The sequence below is a fragment of the Polyangium jinanense genome, assembly GCF_028435265.1.
Taxonomy (GTDB): domain Bacteria; phylum Myxococcota_A; class Polyangia; order Polyangiales; family Polyangiaceae; genus Polyangium; species Polyangium jinanense.
In genome coordinates, this window is the sequence record NZ_JAGTJK010000008.1 from 320,095 (window position 1) to 342,774 (window position 22,680).

Consider the following 22,680-nt stretch of genomic DNA (forward strand, 5'->3'; position numbering starts at 1 on the left):
TTGCGCATGCCTCGGCGCCGATGTCCAGTTTTCCGCGAGGCACGCGTCACCCGCGTCGCTCGACTCTCCGGGCTTACTCCTTTGGTCGAGTTGCAACGCCCACAAGGCCACCTTATGAAAATCGGGAGGGGACGTGGCGAAGGCAGACGGAGAGCCCGGTCGACGCGACACCGAGAGCGCCGCGCCGCTCGAGAGCACGGCTTCGTTCCTCGACTCGATCGTCGAGAACATCCCCCACATGATCTTCGTCAAGGACGCGGCCGAGCTCCGCTTCGTCCTCTTCAACAAAGCTGGCGAAGACCTGCTCGGGCTGCGTCGCGACGCCCTGATCGGCAAGAACGATGCCGACCTGTTTCCCCGGGAGCAAGCGACGTTCTTCGTGGCGAAGGATCGCGAGGTGCTCTCGGGCAAAGGCCTCGTCGACATCACCGAGGAGCCCATCCAGACGCGGCATGGCCTGCGTGTTTTGCACACGAAGAAAATCCCCATCGTCGACGCTCGGGGTGAGCCACGGTTTCTGCTCGGCATCTCCGAGGACATCACCGAACGAATCCGTCTCGAAGAGCGGATCCGTCGCGCCGACGAGCGGCAACGTGTCCTCGCGCAGACGAGCGCGGCGCTCGCACCGATAGGCGGAGATCCGTTGTCCGCGGCCGCGCGCCTTGCCCTGCCCGTCGGCGGCGACGGCTGCATCTTCCTCGTCGATGCAGCGAGCGGCGCGCCCCGCGCCGTCGTCGCGCACGTGGATCACACGCGAGAAGAGCGATGGCGGCGGCTCGTCGAGAGCTCGAACCTCGTCGAGCGCTTCTCGGGATCGGCCCGCGCCATGCTCGAAGCGGGGCAGCCGCTCGTGCTGAACGAGATCGACCACGCGACGCTCGCCTCGTTCACGACGAACAAGAAGGACGCAGAGGAGCTCGCCTCGCTCGGGACGCACGCGCTCCTCCTCGTCTCGCTGCGCGGGCGTGATCAACGGCTCGGTACGCTCGTGTTCCTGCGCGACGTGACCCAGCGCGGCTTCGACGAGGACGACCGCGCCTTCGCCGAGCGGTTCGCGCAGCGCCTCGCCGGCGATCTCGACAATGCGCGCCTCTACCGGGAGCTCGAGCGCGCGGAGGCGTCGCAGCGCTTCCTCGGCGACGCGGCCGAGCGCCTCGCGGGCTCGCTCGACTTCGAGGAGCTCGTCCGCCTCGTCCCGCACCTCGCCCTGCCGTTCCTCGCCGACTGGTGCGTGATCTACCTCTTCGAAGACGGGCAGATGCGCCGTTTCTCGGTCGCTCACGTGGACCCGTCGCGGGAGCCGTTCATCGTCGCGACGGCGGAGCGATACCCGCCTGGAGGGAAGCAGCCCGGCGCGGAGCCCGCGCGCACGCTGAAACCTGTCCTCAATCCCGTGGTCGATGATGCCTTGCTCGATCGTGTCTGCGTCGACGCGGACCACAAGGCGCTCGCGCGCCGCATCGGGACCGCGTCAGCGATGGCCGTGCCCGTGCGCGCCCGCGGGCGCGTCCTCGGCAGCATCAGCCTCGGGCGCGGCAGCGACAGACCTCGCTACCAGAGCCACGATCTCACGGTGGCGATCGCGCTCGCCGACCGCGTGGGCATCGCGCTCGACAACGCGCGGCTCTACCAGGAGGCGCAGGCCGCGCTGCGGGCGCGCGACGAGTTTCTCTCCATCGCCTCGCACGAGCTCCGGACGCCGCTGACCACGGTGTGCCTCTCGGTCGACCTGCTCGCGCGCGGCTTGCAGACCGGGTGGAGCCTCGACGCGTGCATCGCGCGTGTGGAGGGCACGCAGAAGCAGCTCGCGCGCTTGAAGCGCCTCGTTGATGGGTTGCTCGATGTCTCGCGGATCGCCGCCGGGAAGCTCATCCTCGAGCTTGGGGAGGTCGATCTCTGCGCGCTCTGCGGAGAGATCGTGGAGCGGATCGCCGAGGAAGCGCGGCGCGTGGGCAGCGAGCTCTGCTTCCGCGGGAGCTGCGCCCGCACCATCCGCGCGGACGCGATGCGGCTCGAGCAAGTGCTGACGAACCTCCTCACGAACGCCCTGCGCTACGCGGCCCCTGCCAAGGTGCACGTGCAGGTCGAGGTCGGGGACGAGGGCGCTCGGCTCTCGGTGCGGGACGAAGGCATGGGCATCTCGTCCGCGGATCTCGGGCGGATCTTCGATCGCTTCGAGCGCGGCGGGACGTCGGGCGCCCATGGCGGCCTCGGGCTCGGCTTGTACATCGCGCGCCAGATCTGCGAGGCCCACGGTGGCACGATCCGCGCGTTCAGCGAACCCGGTCGCGGCGCGGAGTTCGTGATCACGTTGCCGGTGGAGCCGCCGCCTTGTTGAAGCGGACCCTCGTCACCGCACCATCGGCAGCGTCACGGTGAACTCGGCGCCCTGACCTTTGGCGCTGCGGAGCTCGATGCGACCGCCGTGCGCCTCCACGATGCGGCGCGCCGTGTGAAGGCCGAGGCCGAGGCCCCCGTAGACCTTGGCCGCGTCGGTGCGCTCGTAGGGTTCGAAGATGCGCGCGTGATCCTCGGGCGCGATGCCCATGCCGTCGTCGCAGACCTGGAGCTTCGCCACGCCATCCGCCGTCGTGAGGCTCAACGTGATCGGCTTTCCCATCCCGAACTTGATCGCGTTGCGGACGAGGTGGCCGATGACGAGCTGGAGCGCGTTGCGATCCCAGACCCCGATCGCAGGCGCGTCCGAGAGCAGCGTGATGCTCGCGCCGCTCCGCGTCCGCTCGCCGTCGAGCTCCTCGAGCACCTCGCGGATCATCTCCCGCAGATCACACGGCTCCCGCGCGAGCCCGAGGTTCTCGCCGAGCGCGCGCGAGACGCCGAGCATCGTCGTGACGAGCGATGAGAGGCGCTCGATCTGCCGGTCCGCGATGTCGAGCTTTCTGCGTTGCGCCGCGCCGAGGCGGAGCTCGCCGCGCTCGACGTCGCGCAGGAGGCTCTGGATCTGCAGCGCGAGCGGCGTCAGCGGCGTGCGCAGCTCGTGCGAGGCGGCGGAGAGGAACTCGTCCCTCCGGCGGAGCGCCTCCTCCGCGCGCTCACGCGCGTGCTCCAGCGCGGCGCGCGTGGCCTTCTCCTCGGTGAGAAGCCGATCACGTTCGATCTCCGCCTCCTTGCTCTCGGTGACGTCGACCATCACGCCCCGCAGGCGCCGCGGCACGTTCCCCTCGACCACGACCGTCACGATGTCGCGCAGCCACACCGTCCGGCCATCCGCCGCGATCATCCGGTAGACGAACTCGTGCGCGCTGAGGCGCTTCGTCTCGTTCTCGCAGTACGCCGGCGCCCACGTCCGATCCTCCGGGTGCATGTGCCGGTGCCAGAACTCCCGGTCCGTGAGCCACGCCTCGATCGGGTAGCCAAGGATGCGCTCGGCCTGGCGGCTCACGAACGTGAAGCGCATCGTGGCGAGATCGAGCTCCCACACGATGCTGTCGACGTCGCTGAGGACGTAGAGCGCCTCGCGCGCCTCGGCGAGGTCGGAGATGTCGGTCATCGTCACGAGCAAGTAGGGCGCCGCGCACCGATCCTCGGCGATCAGGCTCGCGGCGATCCGCACGAAGGTGCGGCTGCCGTTCGTGGTCACGGCCCAGGCGTCACCCGTCCACGGACCCGCGCCCTGCATCAGCGCGCTGAGCGAGGCGCGCAGGACCTCGTCCCCCGGAGGCGCGAGGAACGGGAAGAAGCCGGGCCGGAGGCCGAAGAGCGTCGACGCTTGCCCGCTCGTCCAGACGATCTCGTGTGTCCTGCCGTCGACGAACCACGCGATCGCGCCATGCCGGTCGAGCATGCTTGCGAGCACGTCGACCGAACGCAGGCACGGCGTGGTGGCCCGGCTCGAGCTCTCGGTAAACGTCATCTCCCCCGAAAGCACATAATGCGCGAGAGGCGAGGCGAAAAGAAGCCCCTTGGCTACGTGCGTCCGAACCGGACCAAGAGCCCGAGCCAGCCGCGGACGAGGTAGAGGGCGTTCAGCGCGAGGTACATCCAGAAGAACAGATCGAGCCGATCCGCGAGCGCGAAGATCCAGATGTGGCTCGGGTAGTGGTTGAGGAAGCGCAGGAACGTCATCACGAGGGACGCGACGCGACCCACGATCGACTGCGGCTTCTTCTCGCCCACGGTCTCGTAGTGCGCCTCGGTCGGCGTGTCCTTGCCCGTGAGCTCGGGCCTGCGGACGAAGTTCGTGAGTGAGATGCCCGAGGCCACGATCACCGCGCCGGCCACCGCCGCGTACAGAAACCCTGGGCCCCCCGCGGGCCACGCGGAGCCATCGATCCCGAGTCCACCTTTCCTGTGCAGGTGGACGCCGATCACGGCGATGAGCAGGACGGCCTTGAGCTCGTCGACGAAGAAGTCGAAGAGGTGGCCCGTGGGGGAGGCGAGCTTCTTGTAGCGCGCGAGCATGCCGTCGGCGCAGTCGAGGAGGTAGGCGAGCTCGAGGACGAGCACGGCATAGAGGCCTCCGCGGTAGGACGGGAGCGCGACGAAGAGCGCGGAGCCGGTCACCGCGATGCAGAGGCTCAGGATCGTGATCTGGTTCGGCGTGAGGGGCGTGCGATGGATCGCGGCGACGAACACGGCCGCGAGCGGTCGCATCACGTAGGTGTTCCAGAGCTGATCGTGCTTCTTGCGGGTGAGGCGGTAGACCTCGATGGGGCTGCCCGGCATGGCCGGCCGATACTAGCGCAGCGCAGGCCTCGCGCTCAGCCCGGGACGAATCCTTCGATCGCCTTGCCCACCTCGTCCTTCGCCTTGTCGAACTCGCGCGCGTCGCCGCCCGTCTCGAGGACGAACACGTCGGCGTCGGTGACGAAGACCGTGAGCCAGAAGATGTGGGGCCTGTCGTAGATCGTGCGCGTGTAGCGGAGCTGCTTGCCCACGGCGCCGCTCTTGGTCTTGACCTCGCGCGAGGCCTCCGCCGTGTAGCCGATGTTGCGGAGCTTCAGGTCGATCGCGTCGGTCCAGAAGGAGAGGTTGCCCTTCGGCCGGTTCGGCTCGACGCGCACGCTCATCACGACGCCTTGGGCCGTGGTCGCGCGGAAGGCGTACTCGTCCTGGTCTTCGAGCTCGACGAAGCCGTCGGGCGTGTTGAGCTTGAAGCCGGGGCCACAGCCGATCCCGAGGAGGGAGGCGGCGAGGCACAAGAGGAGCATCGAGACGTTGCGTTTCATGGTCCTTGCCTCCTTGCCTCAGCGAAGGGTCATCAGCGTCTCGAGGCCGACCCTCGAGAGCCAGTCGATGGGCAGGTCGATCGTGCGCGGCGGCGGGGGCGGCGGCGGCGTGCCTTGCGCCACGACCTGCTGCTGCTTGGGCTTCGCCGTGACGTCGACGGTGATCGTGGAGAAGGTCGCGCGAGCGCGGAGGAAACGCATGCGGCCTTCGATCTGATCGATCTCGCGACCGACGCGCTCGAGCTCGCGCTCGACCTGCAGCGCGTCGTTCACGTTCGCCGCCTTCGCCAAGAACTCCTGCAGGCGCTTCTGCACGCTCTTCAGGTTTTGCAGACGCACCTCGAGATCGTGGAACTCCTCGGACACGTCCTCCGCGCTCACGCTGCGGCGCTTGACCTCGCCGAGCTTCTCGAGCGCCGTGAGCGCGTCGCGGAAATGCCGCGAGGGCACGCGGATCACGACACCCGCGTCCGAGCGCGACGCGAGGTAGCCGCCGAACGACTCGGCCATGTCGATGATCTTGTCGATCGTCCCGGGGACGACCGTCGGCTCCGCGACCTCCATGCCGACGCGGCCCGTGTAGATGAGCAGCGGCGTGGCCGGCTTCTCCTGCGGCTGCTGCGGCTCGGAGGCGCCTTCGGTCTTCTTGCCGGTCGGCGTGGGCTTCGCGCCCGTGGGAGGCGGCGTGGGTTGCTTCGGCGCGGCCGCGGGCGCGGCCATCGGAGCGCGCGCGCCGGGCGCCACGGGGGCCGGTGCGGGCGGAGGGCCGAGCGCCGTCGCCTTCGCGGCTTCGTCGGACCCGCCGCCGAAGAAGCCGGAGTCGTCGGAGCTGCCCTCGCTCTCATAACGCTCGCTGTCGCTGGCGGCCATCGGCGCGGGCGAGGGCGCGTCCATCGGCATCGGGGCGCCGGCGGACGCGGGCGCGGCTTCGGCCTGCGCGGCGCCGCCGCCGTAATACGCGGGCGCGCTGGGGTAGGCGGCGGCCTCGGGGGGCGCGGAGCCACATCCGACCGCGAAGAGCGACGTGGTGATCAACGTGAGCGCGGCGAGCCGCGCTCGGAGGGTCCGGAACACGAAGGGCATGCGAGATCTCCCGGAAGCCGACGAGAAACGAAGGTGCCGGTTCGAGCTTACACCTCCTCGCAGTTGCTCGTAGGGCCGTTGCGAACGGCTGGCTTCGGTCGGTCGCCGCGTCGGTGCGAAGGTGGGCGCGGCGCGGTAGCCTTTCGGTAAGGCCGTGTTCCACCCCCTCGTCGACGCCTGGTTCACCCGCCGCTTCGGGGCCGCGACGCCCGTGCAGGCCCGCGCTTGGCCCACGATCCAGCGAGGTGAAAACTGCCTCATCGCCGCCCCCACCGGCTCGGGAAAGACGCTCGCCGCGTTCCTCGCGTGCCTCGATCGCCTCGTGCGCGCGAGCGACGAGGGGCGGCTCCCGGACCGCATCGAGGTCGTCTACGTCTCGCCGCTGAAGGCGCTGTCGAACGACGTGCAGAAGAACCTCGACGAGCCGATCGCGGAGCTCACCGCGCTCGCGGGCGAGCTCGGTCTCGCGCGCCCCTCCGTCCGCACCGCCGTGCGCACGGGCGACACGCCGGAGCAGGATCGGCGAAAGCTCTTCAAGAAGCCCCCGCACGTGCTGGTCACGACGCCGGAGTCGCTCTTCATCCTGCTCGGATCGGCTTCGGGTCGTCGCGCGCTCGGGGGCGTGCGGACCGTGATCGTGGACGAGATCCACGCGGTCGCTTCCGACAAGCGAGGCGCGCACCTCGCGCTCTCGATCGAGCGGCTCGAAGAGCTCGTGACGAGCGGCGGGGAGCCGCGGCCGCAGCGCGTGGGGCTCTCGGCGACGATGCGGCCGATCGAGGTCGCGGCGCGGATGCTCGTCGGCGCGGGGAGGCCACTGCCGGAGATCGTCGACGCGGGCGTGCGCCGAGATCTCGACCTCGCGATCGAGGTGCCGCGCGACGAGCTCGGGGCGGTCTGCACGATCGAGCAGTGGGAAGAGCTTTACGATCGCGTGGCGGACATGTGCCGCGCGCACAAGTCGACGCTCGTCTTCGTGAATACGCGGCGGCTCGTCGAGCGCGTGGCGCTGCACCTCGGCGAGCGGCTCGGCGAGGAAGCCGTGGCCGCCCATCACGGCAGCCTTTCGCGGTCGCGGAGGCTCGCGGCGGAGCGCAGACTCAAGGCCGGCGAGCTCAAGGTCGTGGTGGCGACGGCGTCGCTCGAGCTCGGGATCGACGTGGGCGCCGTGGAGCTCGTTTGCCTCGTGGGATCACCGCGATCGATCGCCACGGCGCTGCAGCGGATCGGCCGCTCGGGCCACGCGCTCGCGGCGACACCGAAGGGGAGGATGTTCCCGCTGACGCGCGATCAGCTCGTCGAGTGCGCGGCGATCGTCAGGTCGGCGCGGCGCGGAGAGATCGATCGCATCGCGATGCGCGACGCGCCGCTCGACGTGCTCGCGCAGCAAATCGTGGCGGCGTGCGCGTCGGGGGAGCGGGGCGAGGACGAGCTCTTCGAGCTCGTGCGGCGGGCGGCTCCGTACGAGAACCTCACGCGCGCGGCGTTCGACGATGTCGTGCAGATGCTCGCCGAGGGCGTCTCGGCGCGGCGCGGCCGCGCGGGCGCGCTGCTCTTCCGGGATGGCGTGGGGCAAAGGCTCAAGGCGCGGCGCGGGGCGTCGATCGCCGCGCTCACGTCGGGCGGGGCGATCCCGGACAACGGCAACTACGACGTCGTGCTCGCGGACGGGATGAAGGTCGGCTCGGTCGACGAGGACTTCGCGATCGACTCGTCGGCGGGTGACGTCTTCCTCCTCGGATCCACGTCGTGGCGGATCCGCCGCATCGAGGCGGGCAAGGTGTGGGTCGAGGACGCGCCGGGCGCGCCGCCGACCGTGCCGTTCTGGTTCGGCGAGGGGCCGGCGCGCACGCGCGAGCTCTCCGCGGAGGTGGGCCTCTTGCGCGAGGAGGTCGCGCGGAGGCTCTTCGACGGGCGCGAGCCGGCCGAGCCCGCGCGGCTCTGGCCGACGGCGGAGTGGCTCGAAGAGACGTGCGCGCTCGATCGTGCAGGCGCGGTGCTGCTCTGCGAGTACGTGGCGGCCGCGCGATCCGCGCTCGGGGAGATGCCGTCGCAACACGTCGTCGTGGCTGAGCGGTTCTTCGACGAGGCGGGCGGCATGCAGCTCATCCTGCATGCGCCCTTCGGCGCACGCATCAACCGCGCCTGGGGCCTCGCGCTGCGCAAGCGCTTCTGCCGGAGCTTCGACTTCGAGCTGCAGGCGGCGGCGACCGACGACGGTGTGCTGCTCTCGCTCGGCGCGCAGCACAGCTTCCCGCTGGAAGTGATCTTCGAGATGCTCCGGCCCGAAGGTGTCGTGGGCGTGCTCGAACAGGCCGCGCTGCAAGCGCCGATGTTCGGCACGCGCTTCCGGTGGAACGCGACGCGCGCGCTCCAGATCCTGCGTTTCTCCGGGGGACGAAAGGTGCCGGCGCCGCTCGTGCGCATGCGGAGCGACGACCTCATCGCCGCCGTCTTCCCGGCGCAGCTCGGCTGCCAGGACAACCACGGGCGCGAGGCGATCCTCGAGATCCCGGACCACCCGCTCGTGCGCGAGACGATGCGCGACTGCCTGACGGAGGTGATGGACGCCCAGGGCCTCACCGAGGTGCTCGAACGGATCAAGCGCGGCGAGATCCAGATCGTCTCGCGCGAGACGGCCGAGCCGAGCGTGCTGTCGCACGAGATCCTGAACGCGAATCCGTACGCCTTCCTCGACGATGCGCCGCTCGAAGAGCGACGGGCGCGCGCGGTCGCCGTGCGCCGCGGCTTGCCGGCGGAGATCGCGGACCGGATCGGCGGGCTCGATCCCGAGGCGATCGAGGCGATCGTCGCGGAGGCCCGGCCCGTGGTGCGCGACGAGGACGAGCTGCACGATCTCTTGCTCGATCTCACGGCGTTGCCCGAGGAGGACGCGAGCGCGCTCGGATACGATCGGCTGCTCGACGTGCTCGTGCGCGCGCGGCGCGTGGCGAAGCTTTCGGGGCCGGGGATCACGGGGGCGTTGTGGGTCGCGGCCGAGCGGCGAGATCGGGCGGCTGCGATCTGGCCTGCGGGCGCGTTCACGCCGGCGCTTTCGCAGCCTGCGAAGGTCTCCGCGGGAGAGCTTGTGGAGGGGGAACGCGAGACCGCGATCGCGGGCCTCGTACGCGGCTGGCTCGCCCTCGTCGGCCCGATCCAGGCGGCCATGCTCGCCGAGCGCCTCTCGATCGAGATCTCCGACATCGAGATCGCCCTCGCGCGTGTGGAGGCGGACGGCGTGGTCCTGCGCGGGAGGTTCTCGCCGGACCTCGAACCCGGCGCGATCGAGTGGTGTGATCGGCGCCTGCTCGCGCGCATCCATCGCCGCACCGTCGACGGCCTGCGCCGCGCGATCGAGCCGGCGACGCCCGTCGAGCTCATGCGCTTCCTGCTCGCGTGGCAGGGCGTGATCCCCGGGCAACGCGCGCACGGCGCCGCGGGGCTCGCGCGTGTGGTCGAGCAGCTCCAGGGCTTCGAGATCGCCGCGGGCGCGTGGGAGAGCGAGATCCTCCCGGCGCGCGTCGAGGCCTACGAGCCCTCGTGGCTCGATCTGCTTTGCCTGTCCGGGGAAGTCGCGTGGGGGCGGCTCTCGCCACGCGCCTCGGCCGGCGGTGCGCCCACGCGTGCGGCGCCGATCACGCTGGCCTTGCGGCGGGATCTCGCGTGGCTGCTTGCGGAGCCGTCCGAGGCCGCCGCGCAGGGGCCGCTCGGCGACGAAGGCCTTTCGCTTCCCGCACGCCGCGTGCTCGCCACGCTCGGCGCGGCGGGCGCGTCGTTCTTCGAGGACATCGTCCGGGCCACGGGCCTCGCGCGGCCCGAGGTCGAGGAGGCGCTCTGGGAGCTCGTCTCCGCCGGTCGGATCACGGGGGACGGGTTCGCGGGGCTGCGCGGTTTGCTCGGGCCGTCGGCGCGTGCCCGCGCTCGTTCGAGCACCAAGCATTCTCGCGGCGCGCCCGTCCTCGCGGCGGGCCGCTGGGCGCTTTTCCGCGCGCCTGTCCTCGGAGACGCGCCTCCCGCGGACGGCGCCGATCCGGCGGCGACGATCGAGGCCCACGCACGGCAACTCTTGCGGCGCTGGGGCATCGTCTTCCGCGAGCTCGTCACCCGCGAGTCGCGCGCCCCGGCATGGCGAGACCTCGTGCGTGTCTATCGCCGCCTGGAGATGCGGGGCGAGGTCCGCGGCGGCCGGCTCGTCGCGTCCTTCGTGGGAGAGCAGTTCGCGTTGCCGGAGGCCCTCGAATCGCTGCGGGCCATCCGCAAGGCGCCGCTGCGTGGAGAGGTCGTGCGGCTCTCCGCGTGTGATCCGCTGAACCTCGTGGGGACGATCCTTCCGGGCGAGCGCGTGCCTTCGACGCTTTCGCACGTCGTCACGTACCGGGACGGCATGCCGATCGAAGAGCCCATCGAGGCCGAACGAGTCCCTCACCCCCAACCCCTCTCCCTTTCGGGAGAGGGGAGAAGACGCGCCGTACACCCCTCTCCGGGACGGAGAGGGGAGGGGGGTGAGGTCGTTCGAAGCTGAACGAACCTTCCGGCGGACTACCGCGCCGCCGGCGCCACCATGAACTCCCCGAACATCTCGCGCCGCGCGACCCACGGCGTCTGCTTGCCGTTCGAGGCCGCGCGCACCCGCTCGGTCACGTAGTCGACGAGCTCGTTCACCTCGATGGCGCCGCTGCGATCTCGATCGGGCGCCTCGCCGTCGAGCGCTTCGAGCAGCGCGCTCGTGAAGAGTCCGTGTCCGCCCTTGAGATCCTTCTGCTTCGGCGGCTGCTTGCCCTCCCATGCGAGCTCGAGCCCGCGGCTCGCCCCGCTCGCCCCGTCCGGCGGCACCTCGTAACTGAACTGCGATCCACGCGCTGCCGAGAACACGAGGACGCCCGCGCGATCTCCCGCGGCGAGCTCCCGCGCGAGCGACTCGTTCGGCGCGACGACCTCCGTCGACACATACCCCGCGTGGCAGGCGTCGAGCATCATGAGCACGCGCCCGCGCGCTCCGCGCAGCGCCTTCTCGATGCGGTCCCACCCGATCCCGTGCTGGGTCGCGGCCTCGCGGGTGAACGCCGCTTGGCTCGTCAGGAAGAGCATCTTCGATTCGTCGAGCCGCGCCCCGTGGCCCGCGAAAAACACGACGGCGAGGTCGTCCGGGCGCATGCCCGCGAGCCCCGCGAGTGCCTCGTCCACGCGTCCCACCGTCACCTCGTCGTCGAGCAGCGTCGTCGCCACGATGCGGCCGAACGGGCGGTTCGGCCCCGCGAAGCGCGCGAGCGACGAGGCAACCGAGCGTGCGTCGTCGTCTGCGAAATCGAGCTGCTGCTCGGGTGGCATGTTGGGATATCGGCTCACGCCGATGGAGAGCACGTGCAGGCTCGGCTTCTCGGCGAGAGGGGACGTCGACACGACATCGAGCTGCTCGGGGTTGCTCGCGTAGCCGGCGGCGTCGTACGCGACGAGGCTCAGTCGGTTCCTGCCCGCGTGGAGCGGCACGTCGAGCGAGACGCGCCCCTCCGTGGCGCACACGAGTCGATCGACCGCGGGTTTGCCGTCGACGAAGACGCGCACGCGATCGACACGCGAGGGGCTCGTCGCGACCACGTCGAGCGTGAGTCGGTTGTCCGTCGTCTCGATCATCCCTCGCGGGGCCTTCGCCTCGACGCGCAACCTCGGCGGCCGCGCGAGCGAGGCCGGCGCCGGTGTCTCCTCACCGCCGAGGCTCCGCTCCACGAGATCCGGCCGCTCGAACCGGGTAGCGAAGCGCTCGAACGAGAAGCCCTCCAGGGGATCCGAGAACATCCACGCGACGCTTCGCGCGCCATCGATGCTCGATCGATAGGCGCCGGACGGCGTCGCCGACACCCACTCCCCGTTCGGCGTGGAGACGAGCGTCATGACGACGTCGCCGCGCTCCGAAACGAGGGAGGTCGCGCCCCCGTTGCCGCTGAGGAGGAAGAGGTCTCGCTTCGGAGCCACGGTGATCGCGGAGATCTCGTTGTCCGCGACCGCGAGGCGCGCGCGCACGGCGAAGCTCGACGCGTCGAGCAGGACGGGCCTGAGCCCACCCACGACGATCGCGCCCTTGTGCCATCGCACGGGCCCGTCCGTCTCCGGCTTGTGCACGTTCCGCACGCGGCCCGTGCCGGCGTCGATCTCCATCAGCACGGACACGAAGTGCTGCACGCCTCCCTTGTTCGTCTCCAGCCGCCGCGTCGACACGACGACCGTCTTTCCGTCAGGCGAAAAAGCGGCGTGGGAGCGATCGACATCCATCCCGCCATCCGGCCGCTTCGCGATGCCGAGTGGGATCGTCTGAAGCTTGAGGGTCCAGTTGAGCTTCCCCGTATCCGTGCGCAGGGACGCGAGCGTGTCGCCGCCGGCCACGACGAGGTGCAGGCCGTCCGTCGAGAGAGCGAAGAACCTCGGGTCCGACGCGAGCTTGGCGACGACGCGCCCCTGGGGCCGCGCGATCTCGCCGAAGGGAGACTTCGGAAGCGGCGGCAGCGGCCCGCGGAGATCCCACCGCTCCACCGCCACGTCGTGTTTCTCCTCGATCACCGGCGCTCCGCCCGGGCCCTTCTTGCTCACGATCTTCCGATCCGTCTGCACATGCACGGTGAGCAGCTCCTCGCCCGTCGGCAAGAACTCCGTGAAGCGCACGAACGCTCCGGACCGCAAGCTCCAGCGGCGCAGCGTTTGTCCCCGCGCGGTCTCGCGCACGCGTACCTCGAACCCGCCCGTCGTCGATGCGAGCTGCTCGCCGTTCGGCGCGTACGACAGCGCGATGACCCGCCCCTGCTCCCGCTCGCTCTCGGCGATGCCGGGCCTGGGCTTGCCGGTCCGTAGATCCCAGCGCGTGAGATCGCCGTTGAATGCGCCCGTTGCGAGCTCGCTCCCGTCGGGCCGCGCGGCGACCGACTCGATGGATCGAGGCAGCCCCTCGATCGTGCGCACTGCGCGCATCGTCTGCACGTCGCGCACCTCGATGCTCGTGCCCACGCCGAGGTGGCTCCGCGCCATCACGAGCGTCGAGCCGTCGCGGCTCGCGGCGACGAGATCTCCCTGTGGCGGATCGGGCGTGGAGAGCGAGACGGCCTGCCCGTCGGGGAGGGTGAACGCCGAAGCGCGCCCGGTCATGAGATCCAGGGCCCAGAGCCGCCCGCTCGCCGCGGACGCGTCTTTGTATCGACCTGGAAGGACGCGCGGCGCGCCGCCCTTCGCGAGCGGGAACAACGTGATCGTTCCGCCTGCGCTCACCAGGACGACGACCTCGGGCGTGAGCGTGACGCGCATCGGCGTATCCGCGAGCCCGCTCGCCAGCGGGAAGCGATGCGTGACCGAGTCGGTCGTGACGTCGACGACGACGAGCTCTCCGGGGTAGGCCGCTGCGACGCGCCGGCCCTCGGCGTCGTGCGTGAGCGCGAGCGCGCTCGGGGTCTTCGCGCCGACGGCGATCTCCTTCTTCGGACGGCCCGTCTTCGCGTCGAAGAGCGTGAGTTTGTCCGTGGCCATCGCGAGCCACGTGCCGTCCGGCGAGAGCTGGAAGGCCCCGTGGAGCGGAACCGTGGTGCGCGGGCTCTTCAGCTTGTCGAGGTCGACCACCTGCACCATGAGCCCCTCGGGCGTCCCGTCCGGCGCGTAGTACGCGAGGCGCTTGCCATCCGCGCTGATCGACAGGTCCTGCACGAAGTATCCGGCCGTCACGAACCTCGTGAGGAGCAGGCCTGTGCGCAGATCCCACACGCGCACGGTCCCATCCTGCGCGCCCGACGCGAGCTTGCTGCCGTCAGTGCTCACCGCGATCCGCTGGATCGGCCGCTCGTGACCATTCTGCAGGAGGAACGTCGGCTTGCTCGGCGCGCGGTCGGCCGGAGGCGCGGGCTCCGGGCACGTGGGCAGCGGTGCATCGGGATCCGCCTGCGCCTCCGCGATCCGAGGCGCCCCCTTCGTCTGCCCGGGCTCTGCCGGAGGTCGAGCCTGGTGCACGGGCTGCACGGTCGTGTTGCAGCCGGCAGCGACGACGAGGGACGCGGCGAGCGCGCGGAAGGCGTTTCGAATCGAGGGCCGGGCCACAGGCCCGAGGGTACTACCGGTCGCCGCGCGCGAACGACTCGAAGATGTCCACGTCCCGCGGCGAGCCGAGAACGAGCGGCACGCGCTGGTGCAGCTCGGTCGGCGTGATGTCGAGGATGCGCGAGGTCCCCGTCGACGCCTTGCCGCCGGCCGCCTCGAACACGAACGCGAACGGGTTCGCTTCGTAGAGCAGCCGCAGCTTGCCCTGCTTGCTCTTGCGATCGGCCGGGTAGGCGAAGATGCCGCCCTTCATCAGCGTCCGATGCGCGTCGGCCACGAGCGAGCCGACGTAGCGCGCGCCGTACGGCCTCTCCGTCGCCTTGTCCTCTTCCTTGAGCCACGCGTTCCAGCGGCGCACCTCATCGGTCCAGTACGCGCTGTTGCCCTCGTTGATCGAGTAGAGCGAGGCCCGCTCCGGCACGCGAATGTTCTCGTGCGAGAGAAAAAACTCACCGACCGTCGGATCGTACGTGAACCCGTGCACGCCGCCGTGCCCCGTCGTGATCACGAGCATCGTCGACGAGCCGTAGAGGATGTACCCGGCGGCCACGAGCTCGCGCCCGGGTCGCAAAAAATCCTGCTCCGTCGCGCCCTCGCCGTCGGTCTCCTTGCGCAGCACGCCGAAAATCGTGCCGATGGAGATGTTCACGTCGATGTTCGACGAGCCGTCGAGCGGGTCGAAGACGACGAGGTACTTCGCCCGTCGATCGGTCGAGGTGATCCGGATCGAGTCGAGCTCCTCGCTGGCGACCGCGGCGCAATGCCTGCGGCGCCCGAGCACGCTGAGGAGCGTCTCGTTCGCCTCCTCGTCGAGCTTCTGCACGAGCTCGCCCTGAACGTTCGTCTGGCCCGTGTACCCGAGCAGCCGCGCGAGGCCGGCGCGACGCACCTTCGAGGTGACGAGCTTCGCGGCGAGGCCGATCTGGTTGAGGAGCGACGTGAACGTCCCGGTCGCCGCCGGGAAGCCGAGCTGTCCTTCGAGGATGAACGTTTCCAGCGTGATGCCGACGCGCGAAGGCCCTTCGGGCGGCGGGGCCCAGCTCTCTAGCCGCTTGTCCGAACTCGTGGTCATCGTGTTTCCCCTCTGGGGCCTGCCGTCTACCACGGCCCCCCACCCGACGTCGTCCGATTCCGGAGCATCGGTGTTCGTTGCGGAAGGGCCGCTCGCGGCCTAGCCTGCCGAACCGTGCCCGCGCGCCGGGCGAAACCCACCGGAGACGACCATGGCTCTCACCGATCGCGTCAAGCAGATCCTCTCTTGGTACTCCTCGGACAATCCCGGTACCCAGACGAACCTCGTGCGCCTCCTGAACCACGGCGCGCTCGCGGGTACGGGCAAGCTCGTCATTCTGCCCGTGGATCAGGGCTTCGAGCACGGCCCCGTGCGGTCGTTCGCGCCGAACCCCGAGGCGAACGATCCGGACTACCACTACCAGCTCGCCATCGACACGGGATGCAACGCGTACGCCGCGCCGCTTGGCTTTCTCGAGGCGGGCGCCGCCAAGTTCGCGGGCCAGATCCCGCTCATCCTCAAGCTCAACAACAGCGACTCGCTCGGCAAACCGGAGCACCCGATCTCGGCCGTCACGGGCTCGGTCGAGGACGCGCTCCGCCTCGGCTGCGTCGGCATCGGCTACACGATCTATCCGGGCTCCGGCGCTCGCAACCAGATGTACGAGGATCTCCGGGAGATCACGCTCGAGGCCAAGCGCAAGGGCCTCGTCGTCATCGTCTGGTCGTACGCGCGCGGCGCGCTGTCGAAGACCGGCGAGACGGCCATCGACGTCATCGCCTACGCCTCGCACATCGCGGCCGAGCTCGGCGCGCACATCGTGAAGGTCAAACCTCCGACGGCGCACATCGAGCAGGAAGAGGCGCGCAAGATGTACGAGAAGTACAACATCCCGATCGCGACGCTCTCTGAACGGATCCGCCACGTCATTCAGTCGACGTTCAATGGCCGACGCGTCGTCATCTTCTCGGGCGGCGAGGCCAAGGGCGTCGACGCCGTGCTCGCCGAGGTACGTGAGCTTGCGGCGGGCGGCTCGTTCGGCTCGATCATGGGGCGCAACGCGTTCCAGCGGCCTCGCGCCGAGGGCGCCGAGCTGCTCACGAACGTGATCCGCATCTACAAAGAAGCGTCCGCCGCAGGCCGCTGAGCGCGCACGCGTCTTCACGCCGGCCTTGCCGCAGCGCGGCGACGCACCCCGATGCGGCGCGCGTCACATGGGGTTTGGGGCGTAGCTCGGCTTGTCCGAGCGCAGCCCCAAGCGTCGAAGGAGTGGCGCGCGCCGTCCATCCCCGTGAAACCCACGAGACGACCGGTCGACGTTGCCTGCGTCTCGTGATTAGATGCGCGCCCCGACCCCGAGGGGTCTCGCACGCAATCGTCCAGGAGAACGCATGTCCATCAAGCTTTCCGTCGTTTCCCAGGACCCGCTTCGGATCGACGCCGACGTCGCCGTCATCGGCGTGCCCGAGGGGGCCACGACGAAGGAGGGCATCCTCGCGCAGCTCGAGGAGGCGCTCGGTCCGGTCGTCTCCCGCCTCGTCAAACGCGAGGATTTCACGGGGAAAAAGGACCAGACGCTCGATTTGCAGACGAACGGCGCGCTCCCCGCGCACCGCGTTCTCCTGATGGGTCTGGGCAAGGCGAACATCACCGACGTCGAGGTCCGGCTCCTCGCGGCGAAGGGCGCGCGGCTCGCGCTCGGCGGCAAGGCCGAGTCGCTCACGATCGCGCTGCCCGAGGGCGTCGCGCACGCCGCGCGCGCCGCGGCCGAGGGCGCGGTGCTCGGCGCCTACCGTTTCACGAGCTTCCTGACGGGCGATCGCATCCCGAAGACGAACCTCGGGCGCGTCACGCTCACGACGACGGGCCGCGTGAGCAAGGCCGATCGTGACGGCGCGGCGCTCGGCCAGAAGGTCGGCGAGTCCGTGTGCATCGCGCGCGACCTCATCAATACGCCTCCGAACGAGCTCTACCCGGAGAAGCTCGCGAAGGCGGCCGAGGAGGTCGCCAAGGCGAACGGCCTCGAGTGCAAGATCTTCGACAAGGCCCAGCTCACGAAGCGCGGCATGAAGCTCATCCTGGCCGTCGGCCAGGGCAGCGCGCGGGATCCGCGCCTCGTGCACCTCACGTACAAGCCGGCGAAGCCCGCGAAGAAGAAGCTCGTCTTCGTCGGCAAGGGCCTCACGTTCGACAGCGGCGGCCTCTGCATCAAGCCCGCGCAGGGCATGGAAGAGATGAAGGGCGACATGGGCGGCGCGGCCAACGTGATCGCGCTCATGGCCGCCGTCGCCGCCACGAAGCCGAATGTCGAGGTGCACGGCATCATCGGCTGCGCCGAGAACATGCCCGATGGCAACGCCTACCGTCCGGGCGACGTCTTCGGCTCGCTCGATGGGAAGACCGTCGAGATCATCAACACGGACGCCGAGGGCCGCCTCGTCCTCGCGGACTGCCTCGCGTACGCCCGCGCGCTCGAGCCCGACCTCATCCTCGACAACGCCACGCTTACCGGCGCGTGCGTCGTCGCGCTCGGCCCCACGGTCTCCGGCTTCTTCGCGAACCGCGAGGAGCTCGCCGATCAGTTCCGCAAGGCGGCGAAGACGGCGGGCGAGTCGACGTGGCAGCTCCCGCTCGTGGAGGAGCTGCGCGAGGGGCTGAAGAGCGACTGGGCGGACATCAAGCACACCGCGGATCGCTGGGGTGGCTCGATCACGGCCGCGCTCTTCCTGCGCGAGTTCGTGGGCGATCGCCCGTGGATCCACGTGGACATCGCCGGCCCCTCGCTTGCGAACAAGCCCTACGGCATCTACCCCAAGGGCGGTACGGGCCACGGGGTCCTCACGTTCCTCCGGCTCATCGAAGAGCTCTCCTGAAACCCTCGCTGTGAACCTACGCCGCAAGCTCGCGCGGGCGATGTCCCGCGCGATCGCCGATTTCAAGATGCTCTCCGACGGCGACCGCGTCCTCTGCGCGGTCTCGGGCGGCAAGGACAGCTACGCGATGCACGACCTGCTCGTGGATCTCGCGCGCCGAGCCCCCGTGCGTTTCAGCGTCGTCGCGGTGAACATCGACCAGGGGCACCCGGGCTATCCGGGGCACCTCCTGCGCGACTACATGGCCTCGCGTGGGCACGAGTTCGTGATGATCAACGAGGACACGTACTCGATCGTCACGGACAAGATCCCCGAGGGAAAGACGTACTGCTCGCTCTGCTCGCGCCTGCGCCGCGGCATCCTCTATCGCATCGCGCAGGAGATGGGCTGCACGAAGATCGCGCTCGGCCACCACCGCGACGACGCGATCACCACCTTGATGCTGAACCTCGTCTTCGCCGGTCAGCTCAAGGCCATGCCGCCGAAGCTCGTCGCGGACGACGGCAAGAACGTGGTCATCCGTCCGCTCATCTACTGCGCCGAGGACGACCTCGCGGCGTTCGCGGCCGAAGAGAAGTTCCCGATCCTGCCGTGCGACCTCTGCGGCTCGCAGGAGAACCTCCAGCGCAAGGCGATCAGCCGCTTGCTCGCCGACCTCGACGCGCGTTGCCCCGGCGCGCGCCGGAACATGCTCGCGGCGCTCGGCAACGTGCGGCCGAGCCACCTCTTCGATGCGGGCCTCTGGCAGAAGCTCGGCCTCGAAGTCGCGCGGGAAGACACGGGCAGCGAGGCCTCGGCCGCGCTCGCGGGGGACGACGACGACGCTGGTAACTTCGTTCCGCTTTCGAGGCTCTCCGATCGGAGTATCGTGTGAGCACGCATGGCGGATGATCGGGACCAGCGATCGAGCGAGACCGACCGCGAAGGGGCCCTCGCGGAGCCGCTGAAGGCCGCCCCGGCCCGCGCCCTCGCGCCTCAGGCCGAGGGGCCCGTCGCCCGCCTCGTCGCCGAGATTCGCGCCGGGGACTCCCCCGGACAAACGCTACTCGCCACCTTCGTCGCCTGGGCGACCACCGTCGCGCCCGCCGCGCTCTCGCGCTCCGCCGCGCGCCCTGCTGCATTCGTCGCGGTCGTCGGCCTCCTTGCTGGCCTCGCGGGTCCGCTCTTTCGGAGCAGCCGCCCGGCCCTCGCGCGTCACATCGGCATCACTGCGTTCCTCACGCTCACGACGGGCGCGTGGCTCCTCGGATCACCTGCGCTCGCGCCCGCGCGCCTCGATCCTTTGCGCGCGTCGGTCGGCGCGATCGCGTGGGGCGCGTTCGCGCTCTCGTGGCGCGAGCGCTGGGAGACGGGCCCGTCGAAGCCCGAGTCCCCGCGGGATCCCGACGCGCCGCTCCTGCAAGCGCGCTCGACGTTGCCGGGTGGCGCGATTCCCGTCGCAACCATCGGCATCCTCGCGGGCCTCATTTACCTCGTCCTCGCGTGGCACGTGCGTGATGGAGATCGCGCGCTCGCGGCGCAGGCCGTCGCGGTTGCTTGTGCGGTCGCCATCAGCGCCGTTGCGGCGACGGTGGCCGTCGATCGTGGCAAACGTTCGTCGAGGTCCTCGCGCCGCATGACGGCTGCGGCCGGGAAAGCGCTCCTCATGCTCGTCGTCTTCGTGGTGGCGGGGGTCGCCGTCGTCGTGATGCGCCGGTAGTCGCCTGGCGGACGAATCCAGGCGTTCGGTGGGCCCGCGGGGCATTCTCGGCGGCATTCGCCCGTGTTCGAGAACGTTTCCGGGCCGGTCCTGCCCCACAGGCCGGGCGCGGCGAGGTATGCTCCCATCGTGTCTCGCGCGATCGACGCCTTCGCGGTGCTTCTGCTCTTCGCAGCGGCTACCGCCTTTGGATTCGGCGTTCATGCGCTCGGCCAGCGCGACGACTTCAAGGCGGTCTACCTCCTCGTGATCGGTGGCCTCTCCTTGCGAGCGTCGACGGAGCTCTTGCGCCCGCGGGGGGGTGGATGAGCGTGTGCGCGGGCGTGCTGCGCGACGGGTTCGAGATTTCCGCGCCGCGGCTCGTGTCGCTCGTATCACTCGTGGCAGCCGCGGCCGGGTGTGGTGGCTCCGGCGGACCTTCGGGACCGCCGCCCGAGCGAGGCCCCCTCGCTGCGGGGACCGTCGCGCGGGTCGGGCAGGAAGAGGTGAACGAAGGCACGGTGGCGCGCATCGCTGCGGCGCAGAGCATCGATGTCACGGCGGCGCGGGATCTTGCGATTCGCGACGCGCTCTTCGCGAGCGAGGCTCGGTCGCGCAGTGCGTCGAACGCCCCTGAGCTCGAGGGCCGTGTGAGCGCGGCGCTCGCGCGTCGGCTCTTGCATCAGCTCCTCGCGGAGGCGGATCGAAAGGGGCCGGTGACGGACGGGGAGCTCGAGCGGGTGATGGCGCGCCGGTGGCTCGAGCTCGATCGTCCGGAGGGGTTTCGCACGGTGCATGCGGTCGTGCGGTTCGCCGAGAACGCGGATGCCGCGACGAAGAACCGCGCCGAGGCCGTGGCGCGTGCGATCCGCGAGGCGGTGCTGCCGGTCGCGGCGTCGGCGCGCACGACCGCGCGCCCGCAGCCGAAGCGCCCGTTCGAGGAGGTGAACGATCCGGTCGTCGCCTCGTTCCGAAGCGCGGTCGACGGCGTCGACAAGGACGGCTTCGAGATCGTCGTGGAGGCGCTCGCGCCGGTCACGGCGGACGGCCGCTTGATCCGCCCCGAAGGCGGGACGCTGGTGGAATCGTTTGCGCGTGCGGCGAGTGAGCTCGGGGCGCGTGGCGACACGAGCCCCCTCGTTCCCACGTCGTATGGCGTGCACGTGCTCGTCTTGCTCGAGCGCACGCCGGCGTTGATCGTTTCCTTGGAGGAGCGCCGGAGGCTCGTGCGTGACGAGGTCGTGTGGGGCCGCGCGAGTGCGGCGCGGTCGAAGCTCCTCGAAGGGCTCCGGCGTGATGTCCTCGTCGAGCGGAGCGCGGAGTCGCTCCTCGCCCTGGTCCCGATCGAGCGATGAGCGAACGCACGCGATCCCGCCGTCCTCGTCCTGCGCCTCCGCCGCGTGATCAGGAGGCGTCGACCTTCACGAAGATCCTCGAGCGCCTCGTGCGGGCCTTGCCTGGCGCGAAGGGCACGGCGCTCGTCGACGCGGAAGGGGAGACCGTCGACTACTTCGGCATCCTCGATCCGTTCGACCTCAAAGTAGCTGCGGCGCACTGGCAGATCGTGCTCGGCGAGTTGCGCGAGACGCCGAACTTCGCGTCGCCGAAGAAGATCACGGTTCGCGCGCGCGGCCGTGGGTACATCGTCCGGCAGCTCCCGGATGGGTATGCCCTCGTCGTCGTGTTTCATCCGCTCGCGGCGTTTGCGGCTTCCGAGCGCACGCTCGAGGAGATCGAGGCGCAGATCTATGCAGAGGCGGGCTGGGCGCGGCCGCAGGGCAGCACGAAGTGGTTCCGCGTCGACGTGGAGACGGCCCCGCCGGATCACTCGCGCCCGCGGCGGCTCCGGGCGGCGGGCGGCTGGCAGCCGATCGAGGTGATGGGGGCGATGGTGGGACTTCGCGGGCGAGAGAAGGGCTTTCGCGTGCGCTTGCCGAGCGGCGCGGAGATGCTCCTCGTGCGCGAGTGCCGGGACCGCTGGTTTGCGGACGAGCACGTCGAGGAGCTCATCTAGACGCGTGTTCGTTCGTCTGGGCCGGCGTTTTTGCGGAGAAACCCGCGGCCGGACAAGACGGACGGAAAAAATGCATGCGGGTTGTTGACAGGAGGGGAGGGGTGAGTAGAGTCCGCCCTCCCAACGCGACGGCGCTGCTGCCGCGGAGGGGCTGCCGAGGGCCATCGCCCCGGTTCTTCAGCAAGAAGGAGTGAGTTTGGCTCTCTCCTTCGCCCCGCGAGAGGCGGGGAAAAGCGGAAGAGGCGGGACGAAAAAAAGGTGACGAGGCAGTTGACAGGCGGAACTCGATGAGTAAAGTCCGCCCCCCTCGATGCGACGGCGCGAGCCGCCGCGGAGGGGCCGCCGAGAGCTATCGCTCCGGTTCTTCAGCTCTATAGAGTGAGGTCTACCTCGCTCCCTCGACCTCGCAAGAGGGAGAGGAAAAGCAGAAGAAACGGGACGAAAAAAAGCGAAAAGGCGGTTGACAGGCGGAGCTCGATGAGTAGAATCCGCCGCCCCGACGCGAAGGAAGCCGCGGTGAGCAGCTCCGAGCGAAGGGAGAGACGGTCGAAAAAGAAAACGACCGATTCGAAAATGAATGGTTGACAGGGCGCCGAGAGGCAACTAAATCAACCGACCTCGCCGAGACAAACGGTTTCGCGAAAGCGGCCCGGGCGGACGGCGAGATGACAGAACGAAGGAATGGCAGGAATGTCTGCCGGAAGCCTTCGGCTCGGTCCTTGAAAACTGGATTGTACGCAACACGCAATAACGTGTGGTGACGT

15 protein-coding genes are annotated in these 22,680 nt (G+C 69.9%); 9 read left to right on the top strand and 6 right to left on the bottom strand.

Going from position 1 to position 22,680, the window contains the following annotated elements; translation table 11 throughout:
- Positions 1-133: 133 nt before the first annotated feature.
- On the top strand, positions 134-2,338 hold the full coding sequence (locus tag KEG38_RS19100) for an ATP-binding protein (protein ID WP_272421142.1): 2,205 nt from the start codon (positions 134-136) through the stop codon (positions 2,336-2,338).
- A gap of 12 nt (positions 2,339-2,350) precedes the next feature.
- Here the strand turns inward: KEG38_RS19100 and KEG38_RS19105 are convergent, their stop codons facing one another.
- The 4 genes from KEG38_RS19105 to KEG38_RS19120 are packed head-to-tail and all read right to left on the bottom strand — an operon-like array spanning position 2,351 to position 6,272.
- A complete protein-coding gene (locus tag KEG38_RS19105; RefSeq protein WP_272421143.1) occupies positions 2,351-3,874 on the bottom strand; it encodes a sensor histidine kinase in 1,524 nt (507 codons plus the stop codon).
- A 53-nt stretch (positions 3,875-3,927) separates the two neighbouring features.
- The gene (locus KEG38_RS19110; protein ID WP_272421144.1) at positions 3,928-4,686 is read right to left on the bottom strand and encodes a CDP-alcohol phosphatidyltransferase family protein; all 759 of its coding nucleotides are present in this window, start codon (positions 4,684-4,686) and stop codon (positions 3,928-3,930) included.
- Between the two features lie 35 nt (positions 4,687-4,721).
- A complete protein-coding gene (locus KEG38_RS19115) occupies positions 4,722-5,189 on the bottom strand; it encodes a serine/threonine protein kinase (protein ID WP_272421145.1) in 468 nt (155 codons plus the stop codon).
- 18 nt (positions 5,190-5,207) lie between these two features.
- On the bottom strand, positions 5,208-6,272 hold the full coding sequence (locus tag KEG38_RS19120; protein ID WP_272421146.1) for a DUF4349 domain-containing protein: 1,065 nt from the start codon (positions 6,270-6,272) through the stop codon (positions 5,208-5,210).
- A gap of 154 nt (positions 6,273-6,426) precedes the next feature.
- On the opposite strand from KEG38_RS19120, the gene KEG38_RS55560 reads away from it, so the two are divergent.
- Complete coding sequence (locus tag KEG38_RS55560) at positions 6,427-10,794, top strand: DEAD/DEAH box helicase (RefSeq protein ID WP_272421147.1); 4,368 nt, start codon at positions 6,427-6,429, stop codon at positions 10,792-10,794.
- Between the two features lie 17 nt (positions 10,795-10,811).
- Here the strand turns inward: KEG38_RS55560 and KEG38_RS19130 are convergent, their stop codons facing one another.
- Positions 10,812-14,339 carry a caspase family protein gene (locus tag KEG38_RS19130; protein ID WP_272421148.1) on the bottom strand — a complete coding sequence of 1,176 codons (3,528 nt, stop codon included), beginning with the start codon at positions 14,337-14,339 and terminating at the stop codon, positions 10,812-10,814.
- 13 nt (positions 14,340-14,352) lie between these two features.
- On the bottom strand, positions 14,353-15,411 hold the full coding sequence (gene fbp / locus KEG38_RS19135; RefSeq protein ID WP_272421149.1) for a class 1 fructose-bisphosphatase: 1,059 nt from the start codon (positions 15,409-15,411) through the stop codon (positions 14,353-14,355).
- A gap of 151 nt (positions 15,412-15,562) precedes the next feature.
- On the opposite strand from fbp, the gene KEG38_RS19140 reads away from it, so the two are divergent.
- The 7 genes from KEG38_RS19140 (at position 15,563) to KEG38_RS19170 (ending at position 21,916) form a co-directional block, all read left to right on the top strand.
- Positions 15,563-16,498 (top strand): class I fructose-bisphosphate aldolase, encoded by a 936-nt coding sequence (locus tag KEG38_RS19140; RefSeq protein WP_272421150.1) that lies wholly within the window; start codon positions 15,563-15,565, stop codon positions 16,496-16,498.
- A gap of 244 nt (positions 16,499-16,742) precedes the next feature.
- The gene (locus KEG38_RS19145) at positions 16,743-18,224 is read left to right on the top strand and encodes a leucyl aminopeptidase (protein ID WP_272421151.1); all 1,482 of its coding nucleotides are present in this window, start codon (positions 16,743-16,745) and stop codon (positions 18,222-18,224) included.
- Positions 18,225-18,234: 10 nt separating this feature from the next.
- On the top strand, positions 18,235-19,098 hold the full coding sequence (gene ttcA / locus KEG38_RS19150; protein WP_272421152.1) for a tRNA 2-thiocytidine(32) synthetase TtcA: 864 nt from the start codon (positions 18,235-18,237) through the stop codon (positions 19,096-19,098).
- Between the two features lie 6 nt (positions 19,099-19,104).
- The gene (locus tag KEG38_RS19155) at positions 19,105-19,923 is read left to right on the top strand and encodes a hypothetical protein (RefSeq protein ID WP_272421153.1); all 819 of its coding nucleotides are present in this window, start codon (positions 19,105-19,107) and stop codon (positions 19,921-19,923) included.
- A gap of 129 nt (positions 19,924-20,052) precedes the next feature.
- Entirely contained in the window at positions 20,053-20,232 is a 180-nt protein-coding gene (locus KEG38_RS19160; protein ID WP_272421154.1) for a hypothetical protein, read from the top strand.
- Positions 20,229-21,257, top strand: coding sequence for a peptidylprolyl isomerase (locus KEG38_RS19165; protein WP_272421155.1), 1,029 nt, complete (start codon positions 20,229-20,231; stop codon positions 21,255-21,257). The genes KEG38_RS19160 and KEG38_RS19165 overlap by 4 nt, the downstream gene beginning before the upstream one ends.
- Entirely contained in the window at positions 21,254-21,916 is a 663-nt protein-coding gene (locus KEG38_RS19170; protein ID WP_272421156.1) for a roadblock/LC7 domain-containing protein, read from the top strand. The genes KEG38_RS19165 and KEG38_RS19170 overlap by 4 nt, the downstream gene beginning before the upstream one ends.
- Positions 21,917-22,680: the final 764 nt, after the last annotated feature.